General features: G+C 52.5%; 16 protein-coding genes. 10 read left to right on the forward strand and 6 right to left on the reverse strand.

Features of this window, described 5'->3' with window-relative positions; genetic code table 11:
• Window positions 1-986: 986 nt before the first annotated feature.
• The 10 genes from wecB (at window position 987) to C5F70_RS15835 (ending at window position 13,566) form a co-directional block, all read left to right on the forward strand.
• On the forward strand, window positions 987-2,120 hold the full coding sequence (gene wecB / locus C5F70_RS15790; protein ID WP_158683908.1) for a non-hydrolyzing UDP-N-acetylglucosamine 2-epimerase: 1,134 nt from the start codon (window positions 987-989) through the stop codon (window positions 2,118-2,120).
• A 3-nt stretch (window positions 2,121-2,123) separates the two neighbouring features.
• Window positions 2,124-3,389, forward strand: coding sequence for a UDP-N-acetyl-D-mannosamine dehydrogenase (wecC, locus tag C5F70_RS15795; protein ID WP_104903658.1), 1,266 nt, complete (start codon window positions 2,124-2,126; stop codon window positions 3,387-3,389).
• Between the two features lie 132 nt (window positions 3,390-3,521).
• Window positions 3,522-4,766, forward strand: a complete 1,245-nt coding sequence (locus C5F70_RS15800; RefSeq protein WP_104903659.1) for a hypothetical protein — start codon at window positions 3,522-3,524, stop codon at window positions 4,764-4,766.
• 2 nt (window positions 4,767-4,768) lie between these two features.
• Window positions 4,769-5,230, forward strand: coding sequence for a serine O-acetyltransferase (locus C5F70_RS15805; protein ID WP_158683860.1), 462 nt, complete (start codon window positions 4,769-4,771; stop codon window positions 5,228-5,230).
• 21 nt (window positions 5,231-5,251) lie between these two features.
• Window positions 5,252-6,871, forward strand: a complete 1,620-nt coding sequence (locus tag C5F70_RS15810) for an O-antigen ligase (RefSeq protein WP_104903660.1) — start codon at window positions 5,252-5,254, stop codon at window positions 6,869-6,871.
• Window positions 6,871-8,709 carry an asparagine synthase (glutamine-hydrolyzing) gene (gene asnB / locus C5F70_RS15815; protein WP_104903661.1) on the forward strand — a complete coding sequence of 613 codons (1,839 nt, stop codon included), beginning with the start codon at window positions 6,871-6,873 and terminating at the stop codon, window positions 8,707-8,709. The genes C5F70_RS15810 and asnB overlap by 1 nt, the downstream gene beginning before the upstream one ends.
• A 49-nt stretch (window positions 8,710-8,758) precedes the next feature.
• Window positions 8,759-10,405, forward strand: coding sequence for a heparinase II/III family protein (locus C5F70_RS15820; RefSeq protein ID WP_256588289.1), 1,647 nt, complete (start codon window positions 8,759-8,761; stop codon window positions 10,403-10,405).
• Window positions 10,406-10,412: 7 nt separating this feature from the next.
• Window positions 10,413-11,591, forward strand: coding sequence for a glycosyltransferase family 4 protein (locus C5F70_RS15825; RefSeq protein WP_104903662.1), 1,179 nt, complete (start codon window positions 10,413-10,415; stop codon window positions 11,589-11,591).
• Between the two features lie 2 nt (window positions 11,592-11,593).
• Window positions 11,594-12,553, forward strand: coding sequence for an SDR family oxidoreductase (locus C5F70_RS15830; RefSeq protein ID WP_104903663.1), 960 nt, complete (start codon window positions 11,594-11,596; stop codon window positions 12,551-12,553).
• Complete coding sequence (locus tag C5F70_RS15835) at window positions 12,550-13,566, forward strand: glycosyltransferase family 4 protein (protein ID WP_104903664.1); 1,017 nt, start codon at window positions 12,550-12,552, stop codon at window positions 13,564-13,566. Before C5F70_RS15830 ends, C5F70_RS15835 begins: the two co-directional genes overlap by 4 nt.
• A 64-nt stretch (window positions 13,567-13,630) precedes the next feature.
• Here the strand turns inward: C5F70_RS15835 and C5F70_RS15840 are convergent, their stop codons facing one another.
• From C5F70_RS15840 to C5F70_RS15865, 6 genes are all read right to left on the reverse strand, one after another.
• Complete coding sequence (locus C5F70_RS15840; RefSeq protein WP_104903665.1) at window positions 13,631-13,873, reverse strand: LapA family protein; 243 nt, start codon at window positions 13,871-13,873, stop codon at window positions 13,631-13,633.
• A gap of 21 nt (window positions 13,874-13,894) precedes the next feature.
• Entirely contained in the window at window positions 13,895-14,188 is a 294-nt protein-coding gene (gene ihfB / locus C5F70_RS15845) for an integration host factor subunit beta (protein WP_104903666.1), read from the reverse strand.
• 131 nt (window positions 14,189-14,319) lie between these two features.
• Window positions 14,320-14,604 (reverse strand): hypothetical protein, encoded by a 285-nt coding sequence (locus C5F70_RS15850; protein ID WP_104903667.1) that lies wholly within the window; start codon window positions 14,602-14,604, stop codon window positions 14,320-14,322.
• 162 nt (window positions 14,605-14,766) lie between these two features.
• The gene (gene rpsA / locus C5F70_RS15855; RefSeq protein ID WP_003218806.1) at window positions 14,767-16,461 is read right to left on the reverse strand and encodes a 30S ribosomal protein S1; all 1,695 of its coding nucleotides are present in this window, start codon (window positions 16,459-16,461) and stop codon (window positions 14,767-14,769) included.
• Window positions 16,462-16,580: 119 nt separating this feature from the next.
• The gene (cmk, locus tag C5F70_RS15860) at window positions 16,581-17,270 is read right to left on the reverse strand and encodes a (d)CMP kinase (protein ID WP_017848848.1); all 690 of its coding nucleotides are present in this window, start codon (window positions 17,268-17,270) and stop codon (window positions 16,581-16,583) included.
• Entirely contained in the window at window positions 17,267-19,477 is a 2,211-nt protein-coding gene (locus C5F70_RS15865) for a bifunctional prephenate dehydrogenase/3-phosphoshikimate 1-carboxyvinyltransferase (RefSeq protein WP_017848849.1), read from the reverse strand. The genes cmk and C5F70_RS15865 overlap by 4 nt, the downstream gene beginning before the upstream one ends.
• Between the last annotated feature and the right edge of the window lie 14 nt (window positions 19,478-19,491).

Here is a 19,491-nt window from a genome sequence, read left to right on the forward strand (position 1 = left end):
AAATCGATTTACGATGATTGATCGGTGCTGAACAAGCGCCATACAGGCGTGGCACCCGAAGCACAAAAAAGGCTCATCCGGCACGGGAACCAGAAACGAGGCTGGGCCTTACGACTCACCACAGATCCAATCCCGATATGATACTCAGGTTGTACCACAAATCCTCTGCATTCCCTGACCCAGGGGCAACCGACTGGCTGACCCGAAGCGCACGTACACGTTGTTGGCAGGCCAATCCATGCGTAGGAAAACTCAGAGACACTCGCGGGACTCGCGGGACTCGTCCATCTTACCCGCCCCCGCGCCGATGACGGTCACACAAAACCAGTATAACCGGCGCACTAGGATTCACACCCCAGTCTCTGTAATGCTAGTGTCTAAATTGATCAGATTAAAAAACTGAAATATTTACATTTTTTATTACTTTAATCAAAGACACCTAAGGCGCAGTGTGATTGCTCCAAACACATTGACTGCAAAAAAAGATGGCGCCATGCAAATCCCTACTGCCAACCGCCAGAAATATCACGGCCTTGAAAAACCATTGGAAAAGAAGGCTATAATCTTAATCACATCAGAAATTCAGCAATGAAACGTCACAAAAAAATGATAGACATGCGTTGTAGACGCATCCGTGACCTCAAACGTCATTTTGTACGAATAGCCATGCCAACGATGCCAGTCCATGTGCAACGCAGCAAGGGTGCAACAAGAGGGCGCTGATTCAAATGCAATACCCAGCTGTAAGAAACCCCTTACAGCAACCCTGAATCCAGCGTCGACTCACAAAACGGGCTCTAGATGGGCTTTTGAAAAAAATACAGGCAGGCGTTCGCCCCCTGTCATGTAAAAAGCAGCGAAGAGAAGTGAGTAAACACGTTATCAAAAAAGCTTAGACGTTCAAGGAACTATAAAAATTTACGACTCCCCCGCCGCATGATTAACAGAAGCGTGTGGTGAAATTCATTTTTAACACTGGTGTGGCAATGATTTTGAAAACCTTGTGTGTATTCGGCACGCGTCCTGAAGCAATTAAAATGGCCCCTTTGGCGCTGAGACTTGCTGCAGACGAGCGCTTCGATGCCAAGGTCTGCGTAACCGGACAACATCGCGAAATGTTGGATCAGGTGCTCAACCTGTTTGAGATCGCTCCGAACTTCGATCTCAATATCATGAAGTCGGGCCAGGATCTGACTGATGTCACCAGCAGCATTTTACAAGGGATGAAAGGTGTCTTCGCCAAGTTCAAACCCGATATCGTCTTGGTGCATGGGGATACAGCGACGACCTTCGCGACAACACTAGCGGCCTATTATCACCAGATCCCCGTCGCTCACGTCGAGGCAGGTCTGCGCACCGGCAATCTCTACTCACCGTGGCCAGAAGAAGCCAACCGCAAGTTGACCGGCGCGCTCGCGGCTGTACATTTCGCGCCTACAGAAACGTCCAGGCAGAACCTGCTGAGAGAAGGGGTTGATGCTGGATGCATCCATGTGACTGGCAATACCGTTATTGATGCGCTGCTTGAGGTTGTGGCAAGAATCAAAAACAGCCCCGCTCTGCAACAGAAGTTTCACCAACAGTTTTCATTCCTGGGTGAAGAAAAACGAATCATCCTCGTCACCGGCCACCGTCGCGAAAGCTTTGGCGACGGTTTCGAGAAAATTTGCCAGGCCCTGATCAAAACGGCCAAAGACTTTCCTGACGTCCAGATCGTCTATCCCGTTCACCTGAATCCAAACGTACGCGAGCCGGTCAATCGATTGTTGGCGGGCATTCAAAATGTTCATTTGATCGAGCCCCTGGATTACTTGCCATTCGTCTATTTGATGGAGCGTTCGCACCTGATTCTCAGCGACTCAGGCGGCATACAAGAGGAAGCTCCATCACTGGGCAAACCTGTGCTGGTCATGCGCGACACTACTGAGCGCCCGGAAGCCGTAGAAGCGGGTACCGTCAGGTTGGTCGGTACCGACATCGAGGTCATTACAAATAATCTGCGCAGTCTTCTGACGGACCCTGACGCTTATCACCAGATGAGCTTCGCGCACAACCCTTACGGCGACGGAAAGGCATCCGCTCGGATCCTTGAAGCTCTTTCCCAAATCAAAAAAGGCTAATCCATGAGCTTTGAAACTATTTCTGTAGTCGGCCTAGGCTACATCGGACTCCCTACTGCCGCCGTTTTCGCAGCAAGAAAGAAAAAAGTTATCGGCGTCGATGTCAACGCACAAGCGGTAGCCACGATCAACCGCGGTGATATCCATATTATCGAACCGGATTTGGACATCGTCGTACGCACCGCGGTAACTGAAGGCTATCTGAGGGCGACCACCATCGCCGAACCCGCCGATGCGTTCCTGATTGCAGTGCCGACCCCCTTCAAGGGCGACCACGAGCCTGATCTCTCTTATATTAAAGCGGCTAGTAAATCCATCGCCCCGGTACTGAAGAGAGGCGACCTAGTAATCCTCGAATCGACTTCTCCTGTGGGAGCCACTGAGCAAATGTCCGCGTGGCTGGCGCAAGCACGGCCAGACCTGAGCTTCCCGCAGACGCTGGGCGAAGCATCGGATATCCGTATTGCGCATTGTCCAGAACGCGTCCTACCTGGGCACGTGTTACGAGAGTTGATTGAGAATGATCGGATCATCGGCGGCCTGACCAGAAAATGCTCGGAAGCCGCAAAGCACTTATATCAAACATTCGTTAAGGGCGAATGCATCATTACCGACGCACGCACAGCCGAAATGTGCAAGCTCACTGAAAACAGTTTCCGCGATGTGAACATTGCTTTTGCCAATGAACTGTCGATGATTTGCAAAAAACTTGAGATTAGCGTTTGGGAACTGATTCGCTTGGCCAACCACCACCCGCGAGTCAACATTCTGCAACCGGGCCCTGGTGTTGGCGGGCACTGCATTGCTGTCGATCCTTGGTTTATTGTCAGTAAGACACCTGATGATGCGCGCCTGATCCGGACCGCTCGCGAAGTGAATGATAGTAAGCCAACATGGGTACTGGACCAAGTAAGGCTTGCGATTGGTAAGTTCCTGCAGGCGCATCCCTCCAAGACAGCCAAAGATGTGACAATCGCTTGCCTGGGCCTGGCATTCAAGCCAAACATCGACGACCTTCGTGAAAGCCCATCCCTGGAAATTGCGGTGCAAATCGCAAAAAACCACCCAGGTACCGTGCTGGCGGTGGAGCCCAACATCGAACAAATACCAGAACGCCTGAACGGTCTTGCAGCATTGAGCGAGATTGATAACGCGCTGTCCTTGGCTGATGTCGTTGTTCTGCTTGTGGACCACAGTCCGTTCAAGAACATCTCAAAAGACCAATTGTCATCACGACAAGTCATTGATACCCGCGGCGTCTGGGCCTGAAGGCATCAGGCTCAAACATAATGGTCTGGCGGAAAACACAGGTTTCCGCCAGATCTTATGCGATGACGCAATAGCGGTCATCAGGTACTCGCGGAATAGCATTTGTCGTAATAAGTTTGACGAGGTCTTAGCATGTTCAATCTACTGATTCAGGCGCTGACACTGTTAAGTGGATTAGTTGTCAATTTTGTCATCCCAGGGCTGTATGGCCTGGAAGCTTATGGCGCCTTTATTAAGGCTAACGTACTGGTATTTCTATTTCAGAAGCTCCTAGACATCATCAACGAACAACTCATTGCCAGCGTGGAGGCCGAGTACATACTCGTCACCTCACTGTTTATGGCGGTGTTGATTTTTCTACTTTTCAGCGCGATGAATCTTATCGATAGCATCGGCAATCCTTTGTTATTAGGCGTGATGCTGCTCAGTTCAGCATGCTTGTTATCGCTCTTCGGCCTACGCCTTCAACGGTGGATTGTCGGCTATCTGATGATTTTCCTATGTGTGTTTTTCTCGGCGCTTCTCATCAGTTACCAAAAAATATTGCCATTGAACATCGTTGATGTGCTGATTCTGACGAACCTGCTGCCCTGCTTGTTTGCGATTGCGGTACTGGTCTGTCATGGCGCACGGTTGCCCATGGGGAAACAGCTACTGTCTACTTGCAAAAACGTCGTGGTATTACTACCGAGAATGGTATCCATCACTCTGGTATTCAATCTATTTACCAATATCCTCCCTTTTATCCTTTCAAAAAGCCTTCCCGTCCGAGATCTGGGACTTTTCCGGGTGATCGTATCAATCATTCAATCGGCGACAAGTTTATTTCCCATCAATGTCAGGGCAGTATTCGTCGCTTTCGTTTCTGGCAGCCAGCGCCAGGAGCAATATAAAATCATCATGTCAACGGCGCTACTGTACTTTGCTCTGGCAGGACTGACAGGTTACGCAGCCGGCTGGCTATTTCCCCAGTATTCCGCCTACTTAGCGATGCTACCCTGCTTACCTGTGCTTTACTGGTCTGTAGTGACAGAACGCTACCTAGTGGCCTGCGGACTTCATCGCAAGGTCATCGTCGTCAACCTGATCATTGCCCCCCTGGCAGTGGCCGGAATGATTCTCTTTGTTCACGGTCTTAAGCAGGCAGAGCTCTTTTACGCTATAGGATTCTCGGCGTACCTGTTATTTCTGCATGTTATGTGCCAACCCGGAATCCGGTTGTCAGTGGTTTTCTGGGTAGCACTACTTTCGCCAATTGCAGTAATCATGAAAGACATCAGCTTGATCTGGGGCGTACTTTATATGGGTTCGCTTACAATTATCGCAGCAGGAGTGCTTCGGCTTCGACTGGCTGATCTTCGCACATTGAGGTTTTGACAGTGAATGCAGTGAAACTATATCGAATAGGCCATTGGTTCTACCAGCGCCGAATCCCCGTCTTGCCGGGCTTTGTTCGCAACCTGATCTTTCTGTTGTTCAACTCGTACATCCCGGTTTCGGCAAATATCGGAAAGGGCACCATTTTCGCTTACGGTGCGATTGGGGTCGTGCTCCATGCGAATGCCAAAGTGGGGGACGGATGTGTACTGGGTCAGGGAATCACGATTGGCGCTGCCGAAGGTTATGTAACAAGTGAGATCAATCGATGCCCGGTCATTGGGCATAACTGCTATATCGGAGCGGGCGCCAAGATCATTGGCGATATAAAAATCGGTGACAACTGTCAAATTGGCGCTTCAGCTGTAGTACTAAAAGATATCCCTGACAACTCAATCGTTGTAGGAGTTCCGGCCAGAATTGTCGGACAAACGTCCGCAGACTACAAGGCAATACGCCCCTGATATGGCAATTGGAGCATCGCGATGAATGGCAGTGACTACTTTAAAAGCAGCCTGATGATTGCAATGTCAGCCTGCGTTGCTATTCTACTTACGCAGAATGCCGGTGTGCTTTTTTATATCGGCATACTAGGAGGCCTGTTCCTAGTGCTGGCCGCCGCCGCTTCGCCATGGCACGGTTTATTGGCATTATTCCCGCTGGTATTTGCGCTGCGCCCCGCGCCGCCATCCGTAGGTACCCAAGAGTTAATATTTGCCGCACTCACGGCAACGGTGTTCGTCAGCACCTTTATCAGACTTTTTCGTATCCGAAGCATAAAATCCATTTTTCGTTTCTTTGCCTGGCCACTTTTGATCGGCATTGGGTTACTGTGCCTAAACTTATTGATTGCGATGAAACACCATGTCCCTGTACAAGATTGGATCAGGGGCGTTACACCCTTTTTATTTATATTTGCGCTCATGCCCGTATGCGTACTTATCAACGGTGAGCAAAAAAATATTTATTGGATTGGCGCCTCGATCGGCGCACTGGTCTTATTGAGCGCAGGCCATATCGTTTTGTACTATTTCCAATATGATATATGGCAACCGTACTGGACCGTATTGGTGGATGGAGAACAGATAAGGTTGTCACGGGAAGCCGCACTGAATATGGCAAATACCGTAGGCCCCCTGCGGGACCGGATAACCATGCTGTTACCGCAGGCGACAGATGCACTGCTGCCTTCTGGAATGGCCGCAGGTTTTGTTATCAACACATTAACGCGAAACCGATATATCGCACTGGTGAGTGCCTTCATATCATTGCTTTGCCTGACAGCGGTGCTGATCACGTTAACGAGAAGCATGTTGATCAGTGGCGTCGCTACCATTGCTCTATTCTCAATCTATATTTTTGTCACTCACAAAAATCTCCGTGTAAAAATTTCTGCCAACATTACCACTCAACTGGTATTAGGCTTGGTATTCATCTTCTCCACCGGTATGGATCAATCTTGGCTGGGGCGCTTGAATTCCCTGTCCGACGCAGCACTGCCAATGGCTACCGCCCCCATCTCGTCAAATACCCCAGAGAACACGGAAATAATCGTTTTAAATACCATCACGAAAAAGAAAGAGGATTTCAACGTAGCATCTAGAGTCAAAGAATACGAAATTGCATGGGACATGTTTTTGAGCAGCCCCGTATTCGGTAATGGAATAGGTGTAAAGCATGAGATGCACTGGGAAAAACCTGACGGCTCATCACTTATAGAACTTGTTGGATACATACACAACTGGCCTTTGTATATGCTAATGGTGAGTGGAGTACTAGGACTCCTGACCTACACACTCATTATCATGGGCCCCGCCCTGTACAAACTGACCACTCTAAAATCCGAGCCCAACTATTTGACAGTTATTCGCATAACCGTCATGACCATGGCTATATATGGATTATTTTTTGCGGTCTTTCGATTGATCTCTTTCAACATACTGCTCGCCACAGCATGGGGATTAATTTATGCGCAAAAATGGCCTATGCAAAAAATCAGTGACAGCGCAAAAAACACGGAATTGAACACCCCCCAATGTTCAGCAACCGAACACGCCATAAAAAATAAAGTTACTGACCAACAAAATAGGGAGCAACCAGTTTAATGTGCGGTTTAAGTTTTTTTGCGGTTAAACGCGATACTCCTGCGCTACGAGACCAATTGCAAGCGAGTCTCGCGGCCACCAAGCATCGTGGCCCAGACGCTTCCGGCACCTATTTCGCCGAAATTGCCAACCACCAAGTTGGACTTGGTCATAATAGACTCAGCATTTTGGATCTTTCGGCAACTGGCAGCCAACCGATGTTTACTGGCAATGGAATTAGCATCGTATTCAATGGAGAAATCTTTAACCATCATGAACTACGTAACCAGTTGATCGAACAAGGCTACACATTCAATGGCACCTCCGACACCGAGGTAATCCTTCAATTGTATGTAGCGCACGGGGACCACGCCTTCAAACGTCTACAAGGAATGTATACATTTGTCATTCTGGACGAACCGCGCCAGAAAACATTCTTGGTAAGGGATGTGATCGGGATAAAGCCGGTATATTGCTACACTGGCGAATATGGCATCTATGCCTGCTCCGAAATCCGTGGCCTCAAGTGTTATTCGGACGTCGTAACTGAGATCGACAATGACGACGTTTTTGAGTTCTTCAACAACGGCTTCCTCTACGAGCCGAACACCGGCTACAAAGCTATCAAAAAGCTAATGCCGGGGACTTACCTTGAGTTCGATCTATTGACCGGCGACTGCAGGACGCGGCGGCACCAGACCATAACGAGCTACACATCAGAACAGAGCCTTGCAGAAAATGTATGCTCCGCTGTCACGCGGCAATTGGAAGCAGACGTTCCAGTCGGTGTATTTTTCAGTGGTGGCGCTGATTCGAGCATACTGGCGAGTTTCACAGGTGAAGCAGATCTTTTTTTTGCAAAGTACGAAGCAACGGATGACTCCGTCATCGACATGAGGTTTTCAGCTGAAATCGCCGATTACCTGCACAAAAAGCTGGTCGTCACAGAGATTCTTGATTCAAAAGATGATGTTTTCGAGTCGATCGATTTTGTCGCCGCGAATACAGAAGAGCTGGTATCCGATTACACCTTCTGGGCCACCTACCGCTTATCGGCTGAAGCCAGGAAGAGCGGATACACAGTGATGCTCAGTGGAATGGGCGGAGACGAAGCATTTGCTGGATACCCACGCTACAAGGTCCTGAAGCATCACCGGTTGATCCGTCTGCTCTACCCGGTCTTGAACGCGCTGCTGAAACTGAAGCTATTCCCCAAGCAACTTGACAAGAAATTTGAGCGGCTGGTTTCCTATGCCGAAGAAAGCTATTGGCCTCTGGCCTATTCTCGAATGCTGGGATATTTTTCGCGCCAAGAACTCAAGGGCTTTTTCCGCGATTTTGCGGGGCTGGAGTGCCACTACAAACAACGCTTGAACGCCGTACTCCTTGATTACAGTGGCGATCCGGCAGACAAGGTAAAATTCGCACAACACTTTGACCTGACAGGTTTTCTCAGTCATAACCTCAGCGTATCTGACAAAGCCAGCATGCTCGCCAGTATTGAGCTGCGCGTTCCACTGCTGGATGAACGAATCGTTGCGAAAGGCTTGGCGACCTCCAGTGCCGATTTGTTGAAAGGCGGCAATCCCAAGGCGCCACTTAAGACTCTATTAAAAAGCCTGCTACCCGCCTCACTTGTCGATCGTCCAAAAACCGGATTCAACCCCCCTCTCGATGGCATTATCCGTCGCATTGGCTCAGAACGCCTGCTGTCAGAGTTCGAGCGTATTTATGCTTACCTGCGACCTGAAGAAGTAGAGAAACTGGTCAAAAACCATTTCATGGGTACCGCCAATAACACCTACAAGCTATGGCAGGTGTTGTACTTCGAACGCTGGCTAAAACATAACTTTCCATGAGCATCACTAAAATCAATCAATCTGACTTCTCACTATTCAAGTGGTTCTCATGGGCAATACGTTAATGCATCGACTACTAAAGCTCTACCATACGGTAAAACTGTTGCGGATGAAGCAGATTTTCTATCGACTGTATTACCGTTACGCTAAAATCAGTTCTTTTACTGCCCCCACACCTGTCAAACGGATGAGTTTCGGCTTAGCTAATCCACCGCACTGGAGTTCTTCGCACTTTACAGCTGACGAACAGTTTGAATTTATGGGCCTTAAAGCACCGTTTGAGTGGAACAATCAACAGCGCCCGAAGATCTGGCAGTACAACCTGCACTACCTTGATCACCTCGTGTCATCAGACCGCACACGACCTGATTTTGATAGAACCTTGGTAAACAGCTGGATTGCCGGCAACCCACCCTATGCAGGTTGCGGCTGGGAGCCTTATACACTTTCACTGCGCATTGTGAACCTCATTAAATGGTTCAATCAGCAGCCCACCCTTGAGCCGAAGTGGCTGGATAGCCTGGCCATACAATGCCATGCACTCTCAAAGCAGGTTGAACACCACATCCTCGCCAACCATATATTTGTGAATGGTAAGGCGCTGCTATTTGGCGGCTGCTTCTTAGATGGCGCAGATGCTGAACGTTGGCAATCTGCCGGATTGAAGATACTGGACACAGAGGTCAAAGAGCAGTTTTTGGCTGATGGCGCGCATTTTGAACTATCCCCCATGTACCACGCATCCTTGCTTTGGGACATGTGTGACTTAGTGAATTTAGCCACTCATACTGCAATACCAACACTAAGAACACGCCTTCCCGAGTGGAAACAAATTATTAAAAATGGCATCGTCTGGCTGCGCAGCCTCCAGCACCCGGATGGAGATATACCATTTTTTAACGACTCGGCATTGGGTATTGCCCCAACATTAGGCAATATTGAAATGTATGCCAGCGAACTGGGGTGTTTACCAGCGAACAACAAGCCAAAGCCCTTGGCTGTTTACGCAGAACATCATATCGAAAGTGGTTACGTGGCGGTTAATTTCAGTGACGCCAGCAAGGCGCTTTTGAACCTGACACAAGTAGCCCCCGACTATCAACCCGGACATACCCACGCGGACACCTTGAGCTTCGAACTCAGTTTGTTTGGGCATCGAGTGTTCGTTAACTCCGGAACCTCGCAATACGGTGAAGACTCCGAACGTCATCGCCAACGCAGTACTGCGGCACACAATACAGTCGACGTTAATGATGAAAACTCATCTGAAGTATGGGCAGGCTTCAGGGTCGCACGCCGAGCACGAACGACACTGAGCTTGATCGAACAAAATGAAAACGCCGTGCGTATTCGCAGCAGCCACGATGGCTACCAGCGATTGAAAGGCAAAAATCTGCACACGCGTGAATGGATAGCTACACCGGGCGAATTACAAATCCGCGATTCGGTCACAGGCGATTTCAACCGAGCATTAGCCAGGCTCTACGTACACCCCGAAGTCAAGATTATTCAAAATGGCGACACCTTTACGTTAACGCTCCCAGGAGGTCTGGTCGCCGTCGCTACCGTACAAGGCGCGAAAAGTGTCAGCTTGATTTCTACTACGTGGCATCCAGCATTCGGTGAATCAATTCCAAACCAATGCATCATTGCTGAACTGTCATCCACCGTGCTGAGCACTCGTATAACCTGGTGAGGTTTATTTGAAACTTTTAATTTTGAGCTTCTATTACCAACCTGACCTTTCGGCGGGCTCCTTTCGCTCAACCGCGTTGGTAGACGCGCTGCTCAAGCGACTGCCAGTGGATGCTCATATCGAATTGATTACAACCCTGCCAAACCGCTATAGCACCTTCACTAGCGCAGCGCCGGAACTGGAAGAGCATCCTCGCCTGACGGTGCGAAGAGTCGCCCTGCCCGCCCACAAAAGCGGAATGATTGATCAAGCCAAGGCTTTTCTGGTTTACGCAAATACTGTGCGCAAAATAATAAAAGACAAGCGCCATGACCTTGTCTATGCCACCTCTTCACGCCTTATGACGGCAGTGCTGGGCGCCCTCATCGCACGCAAACAAAAAGCTCCGCTTTATTTAGACATTCGCGATATTTTTGTTGATACGATCAAAGATGTTTTACCGAAGAAACTGGTTTGGCTAATGAAGCCAATACTTTCGCTACTCGAAAGATTTGCCATCACCTCAGCGAAAAAGGTGAATCTGGTTTCTGAAGGATTTTATCCGTACTTCAAATCACGCTATCCAGACCAGAGCTATTCATTTTTTACAAACGGCATCGACAGCGAGTTCTTGAGCGCCCAGCCGTTGGAAACCACAGTTAGCTCGCCGAAGGTGATGGACGTCGTCTATGCCGGGAACATTGGTGAAGGCCAGGGCCTACATCATATCGTCCCGTTTTTAGCAAAACAGCTCGAAGGCGTGTTGCGATTTCGGGTAATCGGTGACGGAGGCCGGCTGGCGCTTCTAAGAGAAGCCATTACGGCGCAAGGATGTACTAATGTTGAATTATTAACCCCCGTCAAGCGCGATGAGTTGATTCAGATTTATCAGTCTGCGGATGTGCTCTTTCTACACTTGAACGACTATGATGCGTTTCGCAAAGTTTTACCGTCGAAACTGTTCGAATACGCTGCGCTGGGCAAGCCGATCTGGGCCGGCATATCCGGTTATGCGGCGAATTTTGTTTCCATGCATATCGAAAACGCGGCTGTCTTTGAGCCTTGCGATGTCGCCGCCGGGGTAAAGGCCCTCGAAACCTTGACTATCGCGACCAGCCCCCGCCATGCCTTCGTAGAACATTTCGATCGCAGTAGTATCATGCGTGAAATGTCAGAAGACGTTCTTTCACTCCTAGAGACTACTTGATCATGCAAATCCTCCTGACAGGAGCGAGCGGTTTCGTTGGTCGTGGTCTAGTTCCCCCATTATTGGCACGACGACACAACATCACCGCTGCCATGCGCAACCTGAATGCAGAGTTTGATCTGCACATTGACCAGGTTCAGATAAGCGGGCTGTCCGCAGATCAGAAGTGGCAGCCATTGCTGGCTGGCAAAGATCTAGTGATCCATTTGGCGGCTCGTGTACACGTCATGAGTGACAACTCAGCCGACCCGCTAGTCGAATACCGCCGGGTCAATGTTGATGGAACCCTCCATTTGGCGCGGCAAGCCGCCGATGCCGGCGTCAAACGCTTCATCTTCATCAGCTCAATCAAAGTTAACGGAGAAAGCACCACGGGGGGCATGGCTTACACGGCTGATGGTCCGACGGCGCCAACCGACCCTTACGGTATCTCCAAGATGGAGGCCGAACGCGGTCTACGTGCCTTAGCAGACGAAACAGGGATGGAGGTTGTGATAATCCGTCCCGTTCTTGTGTATGGCCCCGGCGTGCAGGCGAACTTTCTCAGCATGATGCGCTGGCTGCATAAGGGCCTGCCATTGCCGCTTGGCGCTATCGATAACCAACGCAGCCTGGTCGCTCTGGATAACCTCGTTGACTTGATAGTGACCTGTGTCGAACACTCTGCTGCAGCAAACCAAACTTTTTTAGTGAGTGATGGCGAGGATCTCTCGACTACAACGTTGTTACGCCGTATGGCTAAGGCTATCGGGAAGCCCGCACACCTGCTGCCCTTACCCGCCTGGATGCTCGAAGCCGGAGCCGCCATATTGGGGCGACGGGCTCTCGCACAACGATTATGTGGCTCTCTACAAGTAGATATCTCCAAGACTCGCGAACTCTTGGGATGGACACCACCGTGCAGCGTGGATGACGCACTGCGTAAAACAGGCAAACATTTTTTGGAACTACACGCTAAATGAATATGTGGTGGCTGTTACCGGCTGCGACCCTTGTCGCACTTATTCTGACAGGTGCCTTGCGCCATTACGCACTCGCCAGAAGCCTGATCGATATACCCAACGCGCGCAGTTCGCATGTCGTACCGACCCCCAGAGGCGGCGGAGTATCGATCGTTATAAGCTTTTTGCTTGCCCTGGTACTGACTGCAAACCTGGGTGCCGTCGCCTGGTCTTTTGCCTGGGCGCTTTTGGGCGCCGGTGCCGGTATCGCAGTATTGGGGTTTCTTGACGACCATGGCCATATTGGTGCTCGCTGGCGCCTACTCGGGCATTTCATTGCGGCTGCTTGGGTACTTTTCTGGGTTGGCGGACTTCCGCCGCTGGAACTACTAGGGTTTTCAATCGACCTTGGCTGGGTCGGTCATGTGTTGGCGGCTGTTTATTTAGTCTGGCTGTTAAACCTATACAATTTCATGGACGGAATTGATGGCATAGCCAGCGTCGAAGCAATTTGTGTCGGTCTCAGCAGTGCTCTGCTGTATTGGCTTGCCGGATATGATCGTTTGGCGCTGCTGCCGCTGCTATTGGCATTTGCGGTTGCGGGCTTCCTGTATTGGAACTTTCCTAGAGCGCGCATCTTCATGGGCGACGCCGGCAGTGGCTTTTTGGGAGTCACGCTGGGGATACTGTCATTACAGGCAGCCTGGACTGCGCCGCAGCTCCTTTGGAGCTGGCTAATCCTGCTCGGCGTGTTTATTACCGATGCCACTTGGACCCTGCTGCACCGCTTGTTGAGGGGGGAAAAAGTTTATGAGGCACATCGCAGCCACGCTTACCAATTTGCTTCACGCCAGTTTGGCAAACACTTGCCGGTAACCCTGACGGTGGCGGCAATCAATATTGGTTGGTTGCTCCCCATGGCACTGCTGGTCAGCGGTAACATATTGGATGGGGTAATTGGGCTACTTCTGGCCTATCTACCGTTAGTTGCGTTAGCGGTAAAGTTCAAGGCAGGAGCTAAAGAGATTTGCTGATCGACTCCGGGATGGCAGCCGCCTTCTCGTCTCTATATGAGCAGAGCGACGTCACTTTACGCAGTCAAGCCAAATGCTTGCGGCGTCGCGCTCTTATAGTACGGCTTGCAATCCAACCAACCAGAGGGCCCACCGTCATACCGAGAAATAAGGCAGCCACGATAAAGACAGATACTGGAAACTGTGGCACGACCCATCCAAAAAACCGTAGAGAAACCACCTGTTGGTTCTCCAGCACGAACGCCAGAATGCAGAGCAAAACCAAAAGTATCACCAAAATACCAAGCACGCGCTTGAAGCTACTCATGACTTACTCCCTGAACGAGTTTCAAACCTCGTCCTCTTCCTCGTTGACCCGGTCTCGCAACTCTTTACCTGGTTTGAAATGCGGAACGAACTTGCCATCCAGGCTGACGGACTGTCCGGTCTTAGGGTTACGGCCTACGCGCGGAGCGCGGTAGTGTAGCGAGAAGCTGCCAAACCCTCGGATCTCAATACGATCGCCCGTAGCCAGGCATTGGGACATTTGTTCAAGCATGGTCTTGATGGCCAGCTCCACATCCTTGGATGAGAGCAGCCCTTGATGGGTGACAATTCGTTCGATCAACTCCGACTTCGTCATATTTTTCCCTTCTTTTTCAAGCAGCTAGGAAAAGCGCTTCAAAGGTTTTAGCATGACTTGATGAATTTGAACAGCCCATCCAATAACTTATCTACACGCCAGATCGACTTCACTATCAAGCGCTTACGCGCTCAGTTGCAGATCACCAGCATCGTGCGGGTAACGGCGCCTGCCGGGTTCCAGCCAAACAAGTAATCCCCTTCCTCGTCCTTGGCGTCACTGGACCTTGTGACGACCTTGTACCCCTGCATCTTGCACTCTCGAGCCGCGCGCTTCTCACACTTCTCCCAGTTGGAGCCCAAGCCTGAGCAGTCGATCTCGATGCCACTGACGCCATGCCGTGCGTGAGTCTTGGCATTGGTGGCGGCGCAACCTGCAAGCATGGCCATTGCGAACACTAAGATGAGCCTGTTCATTGAAAATCCTTACTGAATCAGCAGCACGGGAATAGCTTATCCAAAGACTATAATCAGTTCTGACACCGATCAGCTCTACGTGATTCTAAGTTGTTGATTCAACAAATTTCAGGCACAAAAAAGGGCGACCGAAGTCGCCCTTTTTCTATGGTCTGACAGAACTCAGTTCTGTTTTTCCATTTGTGCACGCAGCAGGTCGCCCAGAGTGGTAGGACCAGCAGAAGGCTCAGAGGTAGCTGGCTTGTCGCGCAGGCTCTGGATGGCTTCTTTCTCTTCAGCATCGTCTTTCGACTTGATGGAGAGCTGGATTACGCGGCTCTTGCGGTCAACGCTGATGATCTTGGCTTCTACTTCTTCGCCTTCTTTCAGAACGTTGCGCGCGTCTTCAACGCGGTCACGGCTGATTTCGGAGGCTTTCAGAGTCGCTTCGATATCGTCGGCCAGGGTGATGATGGCGCCTTTAGCGTCAACTTCTTTCACGATGCCTTTAACGATTGCGCCTTTGTCGTTCTCTTGAACGTACTCGGAGAACGGATCGCTTTCCAGTTGCTTGATGCCCAGGGAGATGCGCTCGCGCTCTGGGTCAACCGACAGGATAACGGTGTCCAGCTCGTCGCCCTTCTTGAAGCGACGAACAGCTTCTTCGCCCACTTCGTTCCAGGAGATGTCGGACAGGTGAACCAGGCCGTCGATGCCGCCGTCCAGACCAATGAAGATACCGAAATCGGTGATCGACTTGATGGTGCCGGAGATTTTATCGCCCTTGTTGAACTGGCCAGAGAAATCTTCCCATGGGTTAGATTTGCACTGCTTGATGCCCAGGGAGATACGACGACGCTCTTCGTCGATGTCCAGAACCATAACTTCCACTTCGTCGCCGACTTGTACGACTTTCGAAGGGTGGATGTTTTTGTTGGTCCAGTCCATTTCGGAAACGTGTACCAGGCCTTCAACGCCTTCTTCCAGCTCAGCGAAGCAGCCGTAGTCGGTCAGGTTGGTAACACGCGCGGTCACGCGGGTGCTTTCTGGGTAACGGGCTTTGATAGCGACCCATGGATCTTCACCCAGTTGCTTCAGGCCCAGGGAAACACGGTTGCGTTCGCGATCGTATTTCAGAACCTTGACATCGATCTCGTCGCCAACGTTGACGATTTCGGAAGGATGCTTGATACGCTTCCAAGCCATGTCGGTAATGTGCAGCAGGCCATCGACGCCACCCAGATCGACGAATGCGCCGTAATCGGTGAGGTTCTTGACGATACCTTTGACTTGTTGGCCTTCCTGCAGGGATTCCAGCAGAGCTTCACGCTCGGCGGAGTTCTCTGCTTCCAGGACGCTGCGACGGGAAACGACAACGTTGTTGCGTTTCTGATCGAGCTTGATGACCTTGAATTCGAGTTCCTTGCCTTCCAGGTGCGTGGTGTCGCGCACTGGACGGACGTCGACCAAAGAACCTGGCAGGAACGCACGGATGCCGTTAACGTCGACAGTGAAGCCGCCTTTAACCTTACCGTTGATAACGCCCTTGACCACTTCTTCAGCTGCGAAGGCTGCTTCGAGAACAATCCAGCATTCAGCGCGCTTGGCTTTTTCACGGGACAGCTTGGTTTCACCGAAACCGTCTTCAACCGAGTCCAGAGCAACGTGAACTTCGTCACCGACATTGATAGTCAGATCGCCAGCGTCGTTGTAGAACTGCTCAAGCGGGATGAGTGCTTCAGACTTCAGACCAGCGTGAACGGTTACCCAGCGAGCTTGGTAATCGATATCAACGATAACACCGGTGATGATGGAGCCTGCCTGAAGGTTCAGGGTTTTTAGGCTTTCTTCAAAGAGTTCCGCAAAGCTTTCGCTCATTTTAATTCCTGTTGATAAGGGCGAAGAATACGCCCATCTCCACGCCCCAGACGGTGTGGGTTAGTTTCAATTAAAAGAAGCACCGCAGGACTATGACTGGTCCCCTGCAGACTTCTTGGTCACCCGGCGATATCGCGAATAGCGATTTCACTCAAGATGCGTTCCAGCACCTGCTCGATGGACAACTCCGTGGAATCCAGCTGTATGGCATCAGCCGCCGGCTTGAGCGGGGCTACTGCGCGCTGGGTATCACGCTCGTCGCGTGCACGGATCTCATCTAGCAGACTCGACAGACTAACACCATCCACTTTGCCCTTCAACTGCAAGTAGCGGCGACGCGCCCGCTCCTCGGCACTGGCGGTCAGGAAAATCTTCAGCGGCGCCTCGGGAAATACCACCGTGCCCATGTCGCGGCCATCGGCTACCAGGCCCGGCGGTTCCTGAAACGCCCGCTGGCGCTGCAGCAGCGCATCACGCACGGCCGGCAGCGCGGCAACCTGGGAGGCCCAGGAACCGACTTGTTCGTTACGCAGGTCATCGGTCACATCGTCCCCTTCCAGGATGATGCGCTGGGGATGACCTTCCGTCGCAGCGACGAACTGCACATCAAGGTGCGCCGCCAGCAGCTTCAGGGATTCTTCGTTGGTGAGGTCGACGCCGTGGTTGCGGGCGGCAAATGCCAGCAGGCGGTACAGCGCGCCGGAATCCAGCAGGCACCAGCCCAGGCGCTTGGCCAGGATGCCGGCGATCGTGCCTTTGCCCGAGCCGCTTGGCCCGTCGATGGTAATCACCGGTGCTTTGATATTCACAATTGAGCCTCTTGGGCAACACGGATGCCGACTTGGGCACACAGTGTAAGAAAGTTCGGAAAAGACGTAGCAACATTGGCGCAGTCACGGATACGAATCGGCGCCGTTGCCCGCAGCGAAGCCACGCTGAACGCCATGGCGATCCGGTGATCGCCATGGGCATGCACTTCGCCACCGCCCATCAGGCCACCGTCAATGATAATCCCATCAGGGGTGGGTTCACACTTCACGCCAAGGGCGAGCAGACCGTCGGCCATGACCTGGATACGGTCGGACTCCTTGACCCGCAATTCTTGTGCACCGCGCAGGACGGTTCGCCCTTCAGCGCAGGCAGCAGCCACAAACAGCACAGGAAATTCATCGATTGCCAACGGCACCAGCGCTTCGGGGATCTCGATCCCTTTCAACGCAGCCGCCCGCACCCGCAGGTCGGCCACCGGTTCGCCGCCCACTTCGCGTGGGTTTTCCAGGCGGATATCCGCGCCCATCAGCCGCAGGATATCGATCACCCCGGTGCGCGTCGGATTGATGCCGACATGCTCCAGCAACAACTCGGAACCTTCCGCGATCGACGCCGCCACCAGGAAAAATGCCGACGAGGAAATATCCCCCGGCACTTCGATATGGGTGGCGACCAGCGCATGGCCCGACTCGACCGTTGCCGTTGCGCCCACGACCTCTACCGGATAACCAAAACCGCGCAGCATGCGCTCGGTATGGTCACGGGTCGGTGCCGGCTCGGTGACGGACGTCTTGCCCTCGGCATACAGGCCCGCCAGCAGCAGGCAGGATTTAACCTGCGCACTGGCCATCGGCAGCACATACGTCAGGCCTTTCAACTTCTGGCCGCCACGGATGGTCAGCGGTGGGCGCCCTTCCGGCCCGGTTTCGATCACCGCGCCCATCTTCCGCAGCGGCTCGGCCACGCGGTTCATTGGGCGCTTGGACAACGAAGCATCGCCGGTCAGCACGCTGTCGAAGGCCTGTGCGGCGAGTAAGCCGGACAGCAGGCGCATGGAGGTGCCGGAGTTACCGAGATAAATCGGCCCCGGCGCCGGCTTCAAACCATGAAGCCCGACACCATGAATGGTCACGCGCCCGTGGTGCGGCCCCTCGATCACCACGCCCATGTCGCGAAACGCCTGCAAGGTCGCCAAGGCATCTTCACCCTCAAGGAAACCTTCGACTTCGGTCACGCCCTCGGCCAACGAACCGAGCATGATCGACCGATGGGAGATCGACTTGTCGCCCGGCACCCGAATACGCCCGCTCAAGCGGCCGCCCGGGTTGGCGAGGAAAGTCAGGTCGTCGGCGTTCACAGCGGTTTCCATGTAGGCCCGGCGTGCCAGGATCTTGCTGAAATGTTCACGCGCCACCCGCGCACGGGTAAACACGCCCAATAATTGGTGGCCATCCCCGGCATCGACCGCATCGCGCAAGGCGTCAAGGTCGCTGCGGAAGGTGTCCAGGGTGCGCAACACGGCCTCGCGGTTGGCGAGGAAGATGTCGTGCCACATCACCGGGTCGCTGCCGGCGATCCGCGTGAAATCGCGAAAGCCACCGGCGGCATAGCGGAAAATCTCGAGGTTTTCGTTGCGTTTGGCCAACGAATCCACCAATCCGAACGCCAGCAGATGGGGCAGATGACTGGTCGCCGCCAGCACTTCGTCGTGGCGCTCGACCTGCATATGCTCGACATCCGCGCCCAGCTCGCGCCACAGACGATCGACCACGGCCAAGGCCGCCGGATCGGTTTGCGCCAGCGGCGTCAGAATCACTTTATGCCGACGGAACAATTGCGCATTGGACGCTTCCACCCCGCTCTGCTCGGAACCGGCAATCGGATGGCCCGGCACAAAACGCGCGGGCATCTCGCCAAACGCCTGCTGCGCCGCCCGCACCACATTGCCCTTGGCGCTGCCGACGTCGGTGAGGATCGCCTGGCCGAGGTCCATGCCGGCCAGCACCGCCAGCAACTTCTCCATGGCCAGGATCGGCACGGCGAGCTGGATCACATCGGCGCCCCGGCATGCGCGCGCCAGGTCGGTTTCACAGCGATCGACGACACCCAGCTCAACCGCCAACTTGCACGATTGCGGGTCCAGGTCCACGCCGACCACTTCGCCACACAACCCGCTCTCGCGCAGGCCCTTGGCGAAGGAACCACCGATCAACCCCAGACCGACCACCACCAGGCGACCGATCATAGGCACAGCAGGTT

This window comes from Pseudomonas sp. LH1G9 (assembly GCF_002949975.1).
GTDB lineage: Bacteria > Pseudomonadota > Gammaproteobacteria > Pseudomonadales > Pseudomonadaceae > Aquipseudomonas > Aquipseudomonas veronii.

Coding starts and splice junctions, on each gene's coding strand:
- C5F70_RS15840 (WP_104903665.1), bottom strand. CDS start 13,873: ATGAGTAGCTTCAAGCGCGTGCTTGGTATTTTGGTGATACTTTTGGTT.
- C5F70_RS15810 (WP_104903660.1), top strand. CDS start 5,252: ATGAATGGCAGTGACTACTTTAAAAGCAGCCTGATGATTGCAATGTCA.
- C5F70_RS15800 (WP_104903659.1), top strand. CDS start 3,522: ATGTTCAATCTACTGATTCAGGCGCTGACACTGTTAAGTGGATTAGTT.
- C5F70_RS15830 (WP_104903663.1), top strand. CDS start 11,594: ATGCAAATCCTCCTGACAGGAGCGAGCGGTTTCGTTGGTCGTGGTCTA.
- C5F70_RS15865 (WP_017848849.1), bottom strand. CDS start 19,477: ATGATCGGTCGCCTGGTGGTGGTCGGTCTGGGGTTGATCGGTGGTTCC.
- C5F70_RS15850 (WP_104903667.1), bottom strand. CDS start 14,604: ATGAACAGGCTCATCTTAGTGTTCGCAATGGCCATGCTTGCAGGTTGC.
- C5F70_RS15835 (WP_104903664.1), top strand. CDS start 12,550: ATGAATATGTGGTGGCTGTTACCGGCTGCGACCCTTGTCGCACTTATT.
- ihfB (WP_104903666.1), bottom strand. CDS start 14,188: ATGACGAAGTCGGAGTTGATCGAACGAATTGTCACCCATCAAGGGCTG.
- rpsA (WP_003218806.1), bottom strand. CDS start 16,461: ATGAGCGAAAGCTTTGCGGAACTCTTTGAAGAAAGCCTAAAAACCCTG.
- asnB (WP_104903661.1), top strand. CDS start 6,871: ATGTGCGGTTTAAGTTTTTTTGCGGTTAAACGCGATACTCCTGCGCTA.
- C5F70_RS15820 (WP_256588289.1), top strand. CDS start 8,759: ATGGGCAATACGTTAATGCATCGACTACTAAAGCTCTACCATACGGTA.
- wecC (WP_104903658.1), top strand. CDS start 2,124: ATGAGCTTTGAAACTATTTCTGTAGTCGGCCTAGGCTACATCGGACTC.
- wecB (WP_158683908.1), top strand. CDS start 987: ATGATTTTGAAAACCTTGTGTGTATTCGGCACGCGTCCTGAAGCAATT.